This is a genomic window from Rhodococcus sp. S3, from assembly GCF_058211795.1.
In genome coordinates, this window is record NZ_CM177074.1 from 3519058 (window position 1) to 3532840 (window position 13783).

Annotated in this window: 14 protein-coding genes; 5 read left to right on the plus strand and 9 right to left on the minus strand. The window is 69.7% G+C overall.

The features are described from left to right. Nucleotides 1-24: 24 nt before the first annotated feature. Entirely contained in the window at nt 25-894 is an 870-nt protein-coding gene (gene rfbD / locus AC0LPE_RS16465) for a dTDP-4-dehydrorhamnose reductase (RefSeq protein WP_160874285.1), read from the minus strand. 296 nt (nt 895-1190) lie between these two features. Here rfbD and AC0LPE_RS16470 point away from each other — a divergent pair, with 296 nt between their 5' ends. Further along, the gene (locus AC0LPE_RS16470) at nt 1191-2684 is read left to right on the plus strand and encodes an LCP family protein (protein ID WP_490606363.1); all 1494 of its coding nucleotides are present in this window, start codon (nt 1191-1193) and stop codon (nt 2682-2684) included. 20 nt (nt 2685-2704) lie between these two features. Then, a complete protein-coding gene (locus AC0LPE_RS16475) occupies nt 2705-3415 on the plus strand; it encodes a TIGR03089 family protein (protein WP_088897696.1) in 711 nt (236 codons plus the stop codon). On the opposite strand, the gene AC0LPE_RS16480 is transcribed toward AC0LPE_RS16475, so the two are convergent. Then, complete coding sequence (locus tag AC0LPE_RS16480; RefSeq protein ID WP_253250023.1) at nt 3393-3806, minus strand: hypothetical protein; 414 nt, start codon at nt 3804-3806, stop codon at nt 3393-3395. The two genes, AC0LPE_RS16475 and AC0LPE_RS16480, sit on opposite strands and share 23 nt — an antisense overlap. Nucleotides 3807-3855: 49 nt before the next feature. Next, entirely contained in the window at nt 3856-5298 is a 1443-nt protein-coding gene (locus AC0LPE_RS16485) for an MFS transporter (RefSeq protein WP_016694896.1), read from the minus strand. A 144-nt stretch (nt 5299-5442) separates the two neighbouring features. Between AC0LPE_RS16485 and AC0LPE_RS16490 the strand changes: the two genes are divergently transcribed. After that, complete coding sequence (locus tag AC0LPE_RS16490; RefSeq protein ID WP_490604838.1) at nt 5443-5922, plus strand: MarR family winged helix-turn-helix transcriptional regulator; 480 nt, start codon at nt 5443-5445, stop codon at nt 5920-5922. Between the two features lie 13 nt (nt 5923-5935). Here AC0LPE_RS16490 and purE read toward each other — a convergent pair whose 3' ends face one another. Continuing rightward, nucleotides 5936-6448: a 5-(carboxyamino)imidazole ribonucleotide mutase gene (purE, locus tag AC0LPE_RS16495; protein WP_016694898.1), complete on the minus strand. Its 513-nt coding sequence runs from the start codon at nt 6446-6448 to the stop codon at nt 5936-5938. Continuing rightward, a complete protein-coding gene (locus AC0LPE_RS16500; protein WP_145693317.1) occupies nt 6441-7715 on the minus strand; it encodes a 5-(carboxyamino)imidazole ribonucleotide synthase in 1275 nt (424 codons plus the stop codon). Before AC0LPE_RS16500 ends, purE begins: the two co-directional genes overlap by 8 nt. Nucleotides 7716-7905: 190 nt before the next feature. Between AC0LPE_RS16500 and AC0LPE_RS16505 the strand changes: the two genes are divergently transcribed. Next, complete coding sequence (locus AC0LPE_RS16505; RefSeq protein WP_088897693.1) at nt 7906-8439, plus strand: GtrA family protein; 534 nt, start codon at nt 7906-7908, stop codon at nt 8437-8439. A 36-nt stretch (nt 8440-8475) separates the two neighbouring features. On the opposite strand, the gene AC0LPE_RS16510 is transcribed toward AC0LPE_RS16505, so the two are convergent. From AC0LPE_RS16510 to AC0LPE_RS16525, 4 genes are all read right to left on the minus strand, one after another. Then, a complete protein-coding gene (locus AC0LPE_RS16510) occupies nt 8476-9783 on the minus strand; it encodes a sensor histidine kinase (RefSeq protein ID WP_016694901.1) in 1308 nt (435 codons plus the stop codon). A gap of 10 nt (nt 9784-9793) precedes the next feature. Continuing rightward, a complete protein-coding gene (locus AC0LPE_RS16515; protein WP_026061725.1) occupies nt 9794-10477 on the minus strand; it encodes a response regulator transcription factor in 684 nt (227 codons plus the stop codon). 75 nt (nt 10478-10552) lie between these two features. Continuing rightward, entirely contained in the window at nt 10553-11116 is a 564-nt protein-coding gene (locus AC0LPE_RS16520) for a PH domain-containing protein (RefSeq protein WP_145693318.1), read from the minus strand. Between the two features lie 55 nt (nt 11117-11171). Beyond that, on the minus strand, nt 11172-12017 hold the full coding sequence (locus AC0LPE_RS16525) for a biotin--[acetyl-CoA-carboxylase] ligase (RefSeq protein ID WP_016694904.1): 846 nt from the start codon (nt 12015-12017) through the stop codon (nt 11172-11174). Between the two features lie 116 nt (nt 12018-12133). Between AC0LPE_RS16525 and AC0LPE_RS16530 the strand changes: the two genes are divergently transcribed. Beyond that, on the plus strand, nt 12134-13774 hold the full coding sequence (locus tag AC0LPE_RS16530) for an acyl-CoA carboxylase subunit beta (protein WP_016694905.1): 1641 nt from the start codon (nt 12134-12136) through the stop codon (nt 13772-13774). The last annotated feature ends 9 nt before the right edge of the window (nt 13775-13783 follow it).

The window sequence follows — 13783 nt, forward strand, 5'->3', positions numbered from 1 at the left end:
CCTCACGGGCCGCTTCGTCGGACGTCATCGTGCAGGCGGCACGGTTCCGTCACCGGCGATCGCTGCGTGCAGGGCCTCCCGCCACGGACGGAAGGGTGTCAGGCCGGCACCGATCCACGCGCTGTCGTCGAGCACCGAGTAGGCGGGCCGGGGGGCGGGCCGGACGAACTCGTCGCTGCTGCACGGGTGCACCCGCTCCGGATCGGCACCGATCTCCTCGAAGACCGCCCGGGCGAGATCGAACCACGTCGCTTCCCCGGCGTTGGTCGCGTGCAGGATCCCGCCGGGGATGCCGTCGGCGCGGGAGGCGAGTTCGAGCAGGCCGTCCGCCAGGTCGCGGGCGTAGGTGGGGCAACCGCGCTGGTCGTCGACGACACGCAGGGTGTCGCGTTCGCCCTCGAGTCGCCGCATGGTCGCGACGAAGTCGTTGCCGTCGCCGGTGTACACCCAGGCGGTGCGCACGACGTGCGCGGTGGGCAGCGCCTCGAGCACTGCTCTTTCACCTGCGAGTTTGGTGCGGCCGTAGGCCGTGCGCGGGCCGGTCGGCGCGTCCACCCGGTAGGGCTCGGTCGCGTCGCCGGCGAAGACGTAATCGGTGGAGACATGGACGAGACGGGCACCCTTGTCGGCGCAGACGGCGGCCAACACGCCCGGGCCCGTGCCGTTCACCACAGCGGCCCGGTCCTCGTCGGTCTCGGCCGCGTCGACGGCGGTGTACGCGGCGGCGTTGATCACCACGGATCCCGGTGCGACGGCGGCGGCCACGGCCTGCGGATCGGTGATGTCGACCTCGGACGATCCGACACCGCGGATCGGTATCCCCGCCGCGGTGCCGCGGTTCACGAGATGACGGCCGAGCTGGCCACGGGCTCCGGTGACGAGAACGCTACGCACTCGGAGAAGTCTGGCACGCCGGAGTGGTGCGCGCCGGGCGAGCGTTCCCACCAGTAGCCTTCAACCGAGAGCTACCGACGCAGACCCCGTACCAGCCACAGGAGGAGTACCAGGTGCCGCCAGAGCCGCGTCGCCGCACCGGCCGGCGTCCCGACCCGACGGGACGTCGCCCCCGCGCGGGCGATCCGACAGCTGCCGACGGCAGGTACGGGTCGGATCCCGGCCCTCGACAGTCGCGGCGTACCGCCCGGCGCGAGCCGCCCTCGCGCAGCCCCGGAACACCGGCGGAGGCGCGGGTGTACAGCGGCAGGCCGTGGCAGATCGCCGTCGCGATCGCGGCGTGCCTGGTGCTGGTCGTCACCGGTGTTGCCTGGCGCAGTGTCGACGCGCTGCAGTCGTCGTTGGCCTCGGTCCGCGGCCTGGCCCTCGGCGGCGGGGAGGACGGCGCCGTCGACATCCTGCTGGTGGGCACGGACAGCCGCACCGATGCGCACGGCAATCCCCTCTCCCAGCGCGAGCTCGACGCGTTGCGCGCGGGTGAGGAAGTGGCGAACAACACCGACACGATCATCCTGCTCCGAGTGCCGAACGACGGCCGGTCGGCCACGGCGATGTCGATCCCCCGCGACACCTACGTCGAGGTGCCCGAGATCGGGATGTCGAAGATCAACGCGGCCTACGGCGCCACGAAGGCGAATCGGCGCGCCGAGCTCGTCGAAGCGGACGCCGACGCGACGGAGGCGGAACTCGAGAAGGAATCGACCCAGGCGGGCCGGGAGGCGCTCATCGAGTCGGTCGCCGACCTGACGGGGGTGACGGTCGACCATTACGCCGAGGTCGGGCTCCTCGGCTTCGTGCTGCTCACCGATGCCGTCGGCGGTGTCGACGTGTGCCTGAACGCCCCGGTCGACGAGCCGCTGTCGGGTGCCCGTTTCGATGCCGGTGTGCAGACACTGCAGGGTTCGGACGCACTGAGCTTCGTCCGCCAGCGTCACGATCTGCCGCGCGGCGATCTCGACCGGATCGTGCGGCAGCAGGTGTTCATGGCGTCGCTGGCACAGAAGGTGCTCAGCGCGAAGACACTGTCCAACCCGTCGAAGGTGAGTCAGCTGACCGCGGCGGTGCAGCGTTCCGTGGTACTCGACTCCGATTGGGACATCATGGCGCTCGCCACCCAGTTGCAGGGTCTCGCCGGTGGCGACGTGACGTTCTCGACGATCCCGGTGCAGGACATCAACGCGATGACCGACTACGGCGAGTCGGTCGTGCAGGTCGACCCGGACGAGGTGCGCTCCTACGTGGCCGAGCTGATCGGCCGCGAGCCGGACGGCAGCGAGACCACCTCGACCCCGGTGCCCGCTCCCGACATCGACGCGTCGACGGTGACGGTCGACGTCGCGAACGCCGGATCCGTCTCCGGTCTGGCCTCCCAGGTCTCCGCAGCGCTGTCCGAGGAGGGTTACGTCGAGGGCGAGGTGGGCAACTACACCGGTTCCGGTGTGGGCACCTCGACGGTCTTCGGTTCCGACGAGGACTCCGACGAGACCCGCGCAGTGGCTGCGGCGCTCGGTGGTCTCGCCACCGACTCCGACCCCTCGCTCCCCGCCGGCACCGTGCGGGTCGTGCTCGCAGGTGACTACACCGGTCCGGGCTCGTCGTCGTACTCGGGTTCGTCCACCGCCGCATCCGCCTCCGGCATCGGGGTGAGCCCGGCCGGTGACACAGCCACCCCTGCTCCCGCCGCACCGCCCATCGATGCGGGCTCCGACGGCCCGCGCTGCGTGAACTGACAGCCGAGAAGAAGGACATCGTGACCACCCTGACCGACGCACTGTTCGACCCGATCCTCGCCGAAGATCCGGCGGGTCCGCGGATCACCTGGTACGACGACGCGACCGGCGCGCGTATCGAACTGTCGGCGCTCACCCTCGCCAACTGGGCCGCCAAGACGGCCAACATGATCCGCGACCAGTTCGGAGTTCTTCCCGGCGGCCGCGTCGCGGTGCTGCTGCCCGCCCACTGGCAGAGCGCAGCAGTGCTGCTCGGTGCGTGGTGGGCCGGCGCCGAGGTCGTGCTCGAGGCCGACCCCGACGCCGAGCTCGCTCTCGTCACCCCCGACCGACTGGACGAGGTCGACACGGTCGCAGAGGTCGCGGCGTTGTCGCTCGACGCCTTCGGTGCCCCCGTCCGCGACCTGGCGCCCGGGATCACGGACTACGCCACGGACGTGCGGATGCACGGCGACCGGTTCCGGTCCTCCGGTGCGGGCGACGCGGTGCTCGCCGGACGTTCACAGGCGGACGTGCTCACCGCCGCCACCGAGTCGGCGTCGGCGGCGGGTATCGGCAGCGGCGACCGTGTGTTGTCGTCCCGGTCCTGGTCGCAGCCCGACGACCTCGTCGCCGGGTTGCTCGCGGTGCTCGCGGCCCGGGCGTCGCTGGTGCAGGTGAGCAATCCCGACCCGGAGGCCACCGAACGCCGCGTCGCGAGCGAGAAGATCACCGTTCGTCTGGACGGGTGATCCCGCGCTCCTCGCGGTAGCCGCCGTCGGCGAGTCCCGCCTCGATCTCGAACCTGTTGCGGGACCCCGGGTTGCGGAGTTCCTCCCACAGATAGCGCGCCGCGAAGCCGATGCCGTAGCGGGCCCACTGGTCCGCGTGGACGGCTTCGTGGCGCAGCAGCGCGCGCGTGGGCCGTATGCGAGTGAGGAAGACGCCACCGACGGTGGTGCCGCCGCGCGCGAATCCACCGCGCATACCGCTGCAGACGAACAGGCCGAACTCGTCGTCGAAGGACACCGAGCCACCCCAGGCCCTGCCCCACACCGTCGCGAGCGCGGTGACGAACCGCGCCGACGGGACGCCGCGCGATGCACGTATCGCCCTGGCACGCTTCCGATCCCGTCCCGACACGGCTCGAGCCTACGCCGCCCCTGTTCGTTCCGAGTCTCCGCCGGCCCGCTCAGACCTTCGCGGGTACGTTTCCGTCGACGGCGTGGAGATCCTTGCGGCGGACGACCGGGATCGTCAGCGTGATCGCGGCGGCCACCAGCGCGACGCCGCATCCGATGAGCAGACCGGTACGGAATCCGGCCTCGGTCGGGATGCTGTAGCCGGCGGCCTGCACGCTCATCTGCGACAGCACCACACCCACCACGGCAGCCGAGATCGACGTGCCCATCGAGCGCATGAGCGAGTTGACGCTGTTGGCGGAGGCCGTCTCGGACTGCGGCACGGCCGACATGATCAATGCGGGCATCGCGCCGTAGGCGAAGCCGACACCGGTGCTGCAGATCGCGGTGACGACGAGCAGACCCCACGTCGATCCCATGAGGACGACCGACGAGCCGTAGCCGAGCGCGATGATCAGGCAGCCCACGAAGAGCGTGACCTTCGGTCCGCGCTTCGACGAGAGCTTCCCGCCGATCGGCGAGACGAGCATCATCATGAGCCCGCCAGGAGCCATCCACAGACCCATCGCCAGCATCGACTGACCCAGGCCGTAGCCGGTCTCGGCCGGCAACTGGAGCAGCTGCGGGACGATCAGCGACTGCGCATACATGCCGAAGCCCACGACGACCGAGGCGCAGTTGGTCAACAGGACCGGGAGCCGCGCCGCGACCCGCAGATCGACGAGCGGCTCGGAGCGACGCAGTTCCCACCAACCCCAGACCAGCAGGACGACGACGGCCGCGGCGAACAGATCGAGGGTCGTCGAGCTCGTCCACCCCCAGTCGCCGCCCTTCGAGATCGCGAGCAGCAGGCAGGTCAGGGCCGTTCCGAGGCCGAGCGCGCCCACCACGTCGAAGCGGGCGGTGCTGCCGGAGCCGCGCCCTTCGGGAACCACGCGCCACAGCAGGACGAAGACGACCGCGCTCAGCACTGCCGTGGCCCAGAAGAGGGCGCGCCAGCTGGCGTTCTGGGCGACCGCGGCGGCGATCGGGAGGCCGAGCGCGCCACCGATGCCCATCGACGCGCTCATCAGCGCGATCGAGGAGTGCAGACGCTCGGGCGGCAGCGCGTCGCGCAGGAGGCTGATACCCAGCGGGATCAGACCGACGCCGAGTCCCTGCAGGCCGCGGCCGAGCAGCATCGGCACGAGCGTCGACGCCATGGCGCACAGGGCAGCGCCGACGATGAGCGGAACCGTGCAGATGAGCAGCATCCGCCGCTTGCCGTACATGTCGCCGAGGCGCCCGACGACGGGCGTGGCGACGGCTCCGGTGAGCAGGGTGACGGTGATGACCCAGGACGCGTTGGACGAGGACGTGTTCAGGATCGCGGGCAACTGGGCGATGAGCGGCACGACCAGGGTCTGGGTGAGGGCGCCGACGATGCCGGTGAAGGCGAGGACCCCCACCAGCAGGGAGGAGCGCATCTGCTGCGCCCCGGGTGATTCCGACATGAACTACTCCGTGATCGATGAGAAGCGCCGATTGCGCCGGCAAGGATATGTATGGCGCACATGGTATGCATGATGCATATCCGTCGGTCAACGCGGGACCGCCCATACTGGACAGGACCCATCTAGGAGTGATGAAGCGCACGCATGGACAAGCCGACGCACCTGATCGAATTCGAAATCATGCTCCTGGGGCGGCATCTCACCTTCTTCGGTCCACGCCGCCGCGATGCCGGACACCTCGATCGCAGCACCTACACGATGCTGAGCCGGCTGTGGGCCCAGGGACCGATGACCATCGGGCAACTCAGCGACGCGTTCGGTCTCGACGCCTCCACCGTGAACCGGCAGACCGCGGTCCTGTTGAAGTCGGGACTCGCCGAGCGCATCCCCGACCCGGACGGCGGTATCGCCCGCAAGTTCCGGATCACGGACGAGGGTGAGCGCCGACTCGACGACGAACGCGCCCGAGCCGTCGAAGGACTCGAGCGCGTTCTGGTCGACTGGGACGCCGAGGACGTGACACTGTTCGCCCGCTATCTCGAACGGTTCAACACCGACATCGAGCGGAGGTCCGGGGCGCCGTGGACCCGACCGGCCCACATCCGCCCGCCCGGCGAGAGTTAGGCAGCCCTCTCCGTCAGCCGAGCAGCTTCTGCCGCAGCGCCTCGTCCTTCTCGAGCACCATCTGCTCGAGACCCGCCTGGAACTTCTCCATCTGCTCACGCAGCGCCGGATCGGAGGCACCGAGGATGCGCGCGGCGAGCAGACCCGCGTTGCGGGCGCCGCCGATCGAGACGGTGGCGACCGGGACACCGGCGGGCATCTGCACGATCGACAGCAGCGAATCCATGCCGTCGAGGTACTTCAGCGGTACCGGGACACCGATCACCGGCAACGGGGTCGCCGACGCGACCATGCCGGGCAGGTGGGCGGCGCCGCCGGCGCCCGCGATGATGACCTTGATCCCGCGACCTGCGGCGTCCCTGGCGTAATCGAGCATCCGCTGCGGCGTGCGGTGCGCCGAGACGACACCCACCTCGAAGCGGATCCCGAACTCGACCAGCGCCTCGGCAGCGGCCTGCATGGTCGGCCAGTCCGAGTCGCTGCCCATGATCAGGCCGACCTGTGCACCCTGTGCCACGTCACTCACCGCTTTCTCCCGTGTGTTCGTTCCAACCGTCGGTCCACACCGCGTGCGAGAGCCAGTGCGCCGCGCGTTCCGCGCGTTCGCGCACGGCGGCGACGTACTCGGGATCGTCGATCGACCCGGACGGCGCGCCGAGCACGTTGACGTGGCCGATCTTGCGGTCCTTGCGCTCGCCCTTGCCGTAGAGGTGCACGTGCACGTCGGGCATCCGGGCGAACAGGTGGTGCAGCCGCTCGTCCATGCTCATCGCCGGCGCCTCGGGCGCGCCGAGCACGTTCGCCATCACCGTCACCGGCGCGATCGGGCTCGTGTCGCCGAGCGGGTAGTCGAGCACGGCGCGCAGGTGCTGTTCGAACTGGCCGGTGCGGGCACCGTCCATGCCCCAGTGACCGGAGTTGTGCGGACGCATCGCGAGTTCGTTGACGATCAGCTCACCCGAGCGTGTCTCGAACAACTCGACCGCCATGACACCGACGACGCCGAGCTCTCCGGCGATGCGCAGCGCGAGCTGCTCGGCGGCGGTGGCGACGTCCTCGGGCAGGTTCGGGGCGGGTGCGATGACGACGGCGCACTGGCCGTCGCGCTGGACGGTCTCGACGACCGGCCACGACGCGCCCTGACCGAACGGGGACCGCGCGACCATCGCCGACAGCTCACGCGTCCACTCGACCTTCTCCTCGGCGAGGAGCGGGACACCGGCGGCGAGCTGGTCGGCAACGACCTGCTCGAGTTCGGCGTGGTCGTCGAGGATCCACACGCCGCGGCCGTCGTAGCCGCCGCGTGCGGCCTTGAGCACGTACGGATCGCCGAGTGTGTCGAGCGCGGCGCGGGCGTCCTCGACGGAGGTGATCTCCGCGAACTTCGGCATCGGTGCGCCGAGCTCACCGAGCCGCTTGCGCATCGCGATCTTGTCCTGGGCGTAGATCAGGGCCTGCGGCGGCGGCAGCACAGCGACGCCTTCGCGCTGCAGGACCTCGAGGTGTTCGGTCGGCACACCCTCGTGGTCGAAGGTGAGCGCGTGCGCGCCGGTCGCGGCGCGGCGGAGGGCGTCGAGGTCGTCGTGGCTGCCGAGCACCACGTTCGGGCTGACCTGCGCGGCGGGCTCGTCGGCGCTCCCGGCGAGGACGCGCAGCGTCTGGCCGAGCGCGATCGCCGCCTGATGGGTCATCCGCGCGAGCTGTCCACCACCGATCATCGTGACGACCGGCATACCCGTCGTCAGGGTGCGGGGCGTGTCGGATCTGGGGGACGATTCAGGTCTGCCTGTCACGGCTGTCCATGGTGTCACAGCATGTCGTGGCGTCGTTCCGCTGCTCCCCCGCCGAGCGTCGAGGGACCTCCCACCGACCCGCCACGAGCGTGTACCGACGCCGCGGAACGACCCGCGCGGTGGTGTGGGAATGCCGACATGTGCGGTCGGGTTTCGGAAATTCACATCTTCGTTTCGTACACTTCTCCAAGTGACAATCGTCGATGAAGCGTTGAGCAGAGTTCCCCAGCCTTTCCGGGGGCTGTTGCTCCGGCATCGCGAATTGATCAAATTCGCCATCGTCGGTGGCACCACCTTCGTGATCGACTCGGCGATCTTCTACACGCTCAAGCTCACAGTTCTGTCCGAGAAGCCGGTGACCGCCAAGATCATCGCCGGTGTCGTCGCGGTGATCTGCTCGTACATCCTCAACCGCGAATGGTCCTTCCGTAATCGCGGCGGCCGCGAGCGCGCCCACGAGGCGTTCCTGTTCTTCTTCGTCAGCGGTATCGGGGTAGTGCTCTCGTTCATCCCGTTGTGGATCTCGAGTTACGTCTTCAACCTGCGCGTACCCGAGGTGAGCCTCGCGACGGAGAACATCGCCGACTTCGTCAGCGCGTACATCATCGGCAACCTGCTCCAGATGATCTTCCGCTTCTACTGCTTCAAGAAGTTCGTCTTCCCGGAGGAGATGGTCCCGGACGCTCCCCTCGACGAACCCACCGAACAGCTCGACCGGTCCTGAGCAGAGCATCTCGACCGGGCCCGACCGGGAGAAGGTCTAGCGCGGTTCGCGCGTGCCGTTCGGCGTAGGGACGTCCCGATCGCGGGGCGCGCCGAGGAACAGCGCGAACAGTGCGGGCCGGCGTCGCTGCAGTTCGAGACGACCGCCGTCGGCCTCCGCGAGGGCGCGGGCGAGCGCCAGTCCCACCCCGGTCGATCCGCCCCCGGAGAAGCCGCGGTCGAAGACGTACGGCGCGACCTCGTCGCTGACGCCCTCCCCCTCGTCGGCCACCTCGACACACACCGTGACGTCGCCGCGGGTCGCGACCTGCCGCACCGAGACCGTACACGTGCCACCGCCGTGCACGAGCGCGTTGTCGACGAGCACCGCCACCGCCTCACGCAACCGCGAACCGGTCACCGCCGCCCGCAGCGACGGGTCGCCGCGCAGCACCAGTTCCCGTCCCGCCTCCTCGTAGGGGCCGCGCCAGTCGGCGACGACACCGGTGAGTTCGCCGACCACCGACACGTCGGTGCGCTGGTCGGCGCTGCTGTCGCGGGACTGGCGCACGAGGCCGTCGATCGCGGTGGTCAGCCGGTCCACCTGTGCCATGGCCGCCTCGGCCTCCTCCACCACGGCGGGATCGTCGTGGGTGGACAGCTCGTCGAGCCGCAGCCGGATCGCGGTCATCCGGGAGCGGAGCTGATGCGAGACGTCGCCGACGAGCGCGTGCTCGCGCTGCAGGCGGTGTGAGATCTCGACGGCGGCCGAATCCAGCACGTCGGAGACGCGGTCGAGTTCGGGGATGCCGTGCCGCCGGGCCACCGGGCGGAAGTCGCCCTCGGCGAGGCGGGCCGCCCGGTTCGCCACGTCGCGAAGCGGGTCGGCGAGTCGTCGGGCGGTCGCCACCGCGACCAGCGCTCCGGCCGCGACGGAGAGCAGCACCAGCAGGCTCACCGCGGCGAGCACCTGCTGCTGCAGGGTGCGCATGCTCTCCGAGGGCACCTCGATGAGCAGCGAGCCGGACGTCCCCATCGACAACGACTCGACGATCGACGCCCCGAGCACCGGCGTGCCGATGTCCAGGCGCGCCGCGACGTTCTCGGGCGTCGGGTAGACCACCACGGCCCGCCCGTCGGTGGGAACGAGCAGGCGCAGGGAGCTCGTGTCGAGGCCACCGACGACGAATCCGTCGGTGCCCTCCTGGGCAATGATTTCGTCGGCCATGCGTTCGAGCCGGTTCTGCAGGTCGCGGCGGGCGGTGTCCTCGACGAACAGGAACGCCGTGTAGGCGAGCGGGATGCCGAGCAACAGCGCGACGAGCAGCACGGTCGCCAGGACGGCGTTGAGGATGCGGCTGCGCACGCCGGAGACGCTAGTCGGTGTTCAGCCGGAAACCGACACCGCGCACCGTGGCGATGCGACGTTCCCCGGCCGGTCCCTCGTCGCCGATCTTGCGGCGCAACCACGACATGTGCATGTCGAGCGTCTTCGAACCGCGCAGGTCGGCGTCGCCCCACACCTCCTCGAGGATCGCATCGCGGGAGACGACCTGCCCCGCGTGCTCGAGCAGCACGCGCAGGAGCTCGTACTCCTTGTTGGCGAGAGTCACCTCGGAGCCGTCCACGAGGACGCGGCGCGCGGCGCGTTCGAGCCGGATCCCGGCGACGTCCACGACGTCGTCGTTCTCCGGGCCGCCGCGCCGGCGCAGCAGCGCGCGCACGCGCGCCATGAGTTCGGCGAGACGGAACGGTTTGCCGACGTAGTCGTCGGCGCCGGCGTCGAGACCGACGACGAAATCGACCTCGTCGGTGCGGGCGGTGAGCATGAGCACGGCCAGATCGGAGCGGCTCGCCCGGATCTGGCGACACACCTCGAGTCCGTCCATCCCGGGAAGGCCGAGGTCGAGGATGAGCAGTTCGAACCTGCCCGACAGTGCCTGTTCGAGCGCGGCCGGACCGTTGTCCTCGACGGTCACCTCGTACCCTTCGCGTCCCAGCGCACGGGACAGCGGTGCAGCGATTGCGTCGTCGTCTTCGGCGAGTAGAACGGCAGTCACCACGCCAGCCTACGGATCGGGGTTCGCTTTGTCGGGATTACCGGCGGGTCGTGTCGGCACACCTGCGACTCGCGGTCACCAGGCCTTGCGGTGCTCGTGTTCGTCGCGCCGATAGCGGGTGGTATGGCGGTCGTCGGGGCGCTGGTCCTGCGCGTCGAAGGCCTGCCGGTAGAGCAGGGCATGCACCTGCTGGACGTCGGGGATGTCGTCGAACTCGATGGGATCGTCCGCCGCGGAGACCACGACGAGCGTGCCGGTCCTGAGCATCCGGTCGACGAGACCGTGCCGGAACTGGACGTTGCTGATCCGGCCCATCGGGATGTCGATACCCGTGTGGGTGAGCACACCGGTGCGGACGAGCACGCGCCGGTCGGTGACGATGAAGTGCGTGGTGAGCCACCCGACGAAGGGAGGGACGCACCGCCAGCCGACCAGGCCGATCCACGCCGCGGCCACGGCGAAACCGCACCAGGTCGCGGCGGCGCCGTCGAGCCGGGCCTGGACGAGTCCCAGCAGGAAACCGGCGACCATCGTCGACACGAGAAAGGTCGCCGTCGGCAGCACGAGAGACTTCCAGTGCGGATGCCGATGCAGCAGCAACTCTTCCTCGGGTGCGAGGGCGTCCTCCGGATATCCCATACCGCCCACGATGGCATATGTCGGTCTTGTACCGATGCGAGCGGTCGCAGGGTGCTCAGACCGGTCGCAGATGTGTGATGTCGCCCGCAGCGACCGCCACGGCCTCTCCCCCGCCGTCGGGACGGATCACGATCCGTCCCTGGTCGTCGACGTCGGTCGCGACGCCGTGCAGTTCGGTGTCGCCGGGCAGGATCGCGCGGACACGCTGCCCGACCGTGCTGCACCGTTCGCGGTAGGCCGCGGCGAGTTCGGCGGTGTCCCATCCCGCGCGGGCCCACGCCCGGATCCGGTCGCCGAAGCCGGCGAGCAGTGCCTGCGCGAGCGGGGTGCGATCGAGTTCGGTGGCGTCCTCGAGCAGCAGCGAAGTGGCGGTGGGGACGGGCAGTTCGTCGCGCCCGAGGGTGGCGTTGATGCCGATCCCCGCGACGACCGTGGGCACCGGCGAGGTGGCCGCGACCTCGACGAGGATCCCGGCGAGCTTGCGCCCGTCGACGAGGACGTCGTTGGGCCACTTCAGTTGCGCCGCAACACCGGTCACGGATCGCACGGCGTCGACGGCGGCGATGCCGCACAGCAGTGGGAGCCAGCCGATGTTCTGCAGCGGGCACTCGGGCAGCCGCAGCAGGACCGACACGATGACCTGCGCGCCGGGAACACCGTTCCAGGTGCGCGAGTGGCGGCCGCGGCCACCGTGCTGGAACTCGGCGAGCAGCACGCGACGGTCGTCGCCGGTCGCGGCGACGGCGAGCAGATCCGCGTTCGTCGACGCCGTGTCGGCGACGACGTCGAGACGTGTGTAGAAGCCTTCGCGCTCGGCGCCGACGAGGGCATCGCGCAGCGCCGCCTCGTCGAGCGGTGTACGGAGGGCGAGAAGATCGGTCGTGGGCCGGTCGGATGCCATGTACACAGCCTAAAGTGGACCTTCGCTACCTACCCGCCGGTAGGTCCGGAGCGGTGGTCCGGCCTTCGGGACCTCGATGCAGCGGCCTTGTATGACGATCGCTAAGCTGACTGGCCATGACCACTGTCCAGGAGCCGTCCGCGCCCGAGGCGGCGAGTACGCCCGATATCCACACCACCGCCGGCAAGCTGGCCGACCTGCGCAACCGTCAAGCACAGGCCCGCGTCCCGGTCGGTGAGGCCGCAGTCGAGAAGGTTCACGCCAAGGGCAAGCTGACCGCTCGCGAGCGCATCCAGGCGCTCCTCGACGAAGGATCGTTCGTCGAGCTCGACGCCCTCGCTCGCCACCGCAGCACCAACTTCGGCCTGGCCGACAACCGTCCGCTCGGCGACGGCGTCGTCACCGGCTACGGCACGATCGACGGCCGCGACGTCTGTGTCTTCTCCCAGGACGCCACCGTCTTCGGCGGCAGCCTCGGCGAGGTCTACGGCGAGAAGATCGTCAAGGTCATGGACCTGGCCCTCAAGACCGGCCGTCCGCTGATCGGCATCAACGAGGGCGCCGGCGCGCGCATCCAGGAGGGTGTCGTCTCCCTCGGCCTCTACGGTGAGATCTTCCACCGCAACGTGCAGGCCTCCGGTGTCATCCCGCAGATCTCGCTGATCATGGGCCCCGCGGCCGGTGGTCACGTCTACTCCCCCGCACTCACCGACTTCGTCGTGATGGTCGACCAGACCAGCCAGATGTTCGTCACCGGCCCCGACGTCATCAAGACCGTCACCGGCGAAGACGTCACGATGGAGGACCTCGGCGGCGCCCACACCCACATGGTCAAGTCGGGTGTCGCGCACTACGTCGCCGACGGCGAGCAGGATGCCCTGGACTACGTCAAGGACCTGCTGTCCTACCTCCCCAGCAACAACCAGGCCGCTGCGCCGCGTCTCGCCCCGAGCGACCCGATCGAGGGTGCGATCGAGGACTCCCTCACCGCTGAGGACATCGAGCTCGACACGCTGATCCCGGATTCGCCGAACCAGCCGTACGACATGCACGAGGTCATCCGTCGCCTGCTCGACGACGACGAGTTCCTCGAGGTCCAGGCCGAGCGCGCCAAGAACATCATCGTCGGCTTCGGTCGCGTCGACGGCCGCAGCGTCGGCATCGTCGCCAACCAGCCCACGCAGTTCGCCGGCTGCCTCGACATCGACGCATCCGAGAAGGCCGCGCGCTTCGTCCGCACCTGCGACGCGTTCAACGTGCCGATCATCACGCTCGTCGACGTTCCCGGCTTCCTGCCCGGCACGGAGCAGGAGTACAACGGCATCATCCGCCGCGGCGCCAAGCTGCTCTACGCCTACGGCGAGGCGACCGTCGGCAAGATCACGGTCATCACCCGTAAGGCCTACGGCGGCGCGTACGACGTCATGGGTTCCAAGCACATGGGTGCCGACGTCAACCTCGCATGGCCCACCGCGCAGATCGCCGTCATGGGTGCCTCCGGCGCCGTCGGCTTCGTCTACCGCAAGCGCCTGCTCGAGGCCGCCAAGAACGGCGAGGACGTCGACGCGCTGCGCCTCGAGCTGCAGAACGAGTACGAGGACACCCTGGTGAACCCGTACGTCGCGGCCGAGCGCGGTTACGTCGACGCGGTGATCCCGCCGTCGCACACGCGCGGTCAGATCGTTTCCGCGCTGCGCCTGCTCGAGCGGAAGATGGTTTCGCTCCCGCCGAAGAAGCATGGAAACATTCCGCTGTGACGCTCCGCG

Bases quoted from the DNA above. Each gene is read 5' to 3' on its own strand.
- AC0LPE_RS16530 (WP_016694905.1), top strand. From the start codon at position 12,134: ATGACCACTGTCCAGGAGCCGTCCGCGCCCGAGGCGGCGAGTACGCCC.
- AC0LPE_RS16525 (WP_016694904.1), bottom strand. From the start codon at position 12,017: ATGGCATCCGACCGGCCCACGACCGATCTTCTCGCCCTCCGTACACCG.
- AC0LPE_RS16490 (WP_490604838.1), top strand. From the start codon at position 5,443: ATGGACAAGCCGACGCACCTGATCGAATTCGAAATCATGCTCCTGGGG.
- AC0LPE_RS16485 (WP_016694896.1), bottom strand. From the start codon at position 5,298: ATGTCGGAATCACCCGGGGCGCAGCAGATGCGCTCCTCCCTGCTGGTG.
- AC0LPE_RS16520 (WP_145693318.1), bottom strand. From the start codon at position 11,116: ATGGGATATCCGGAGGACGCCCTCGCACCCGAGGAAGAGTTGCTGCTG.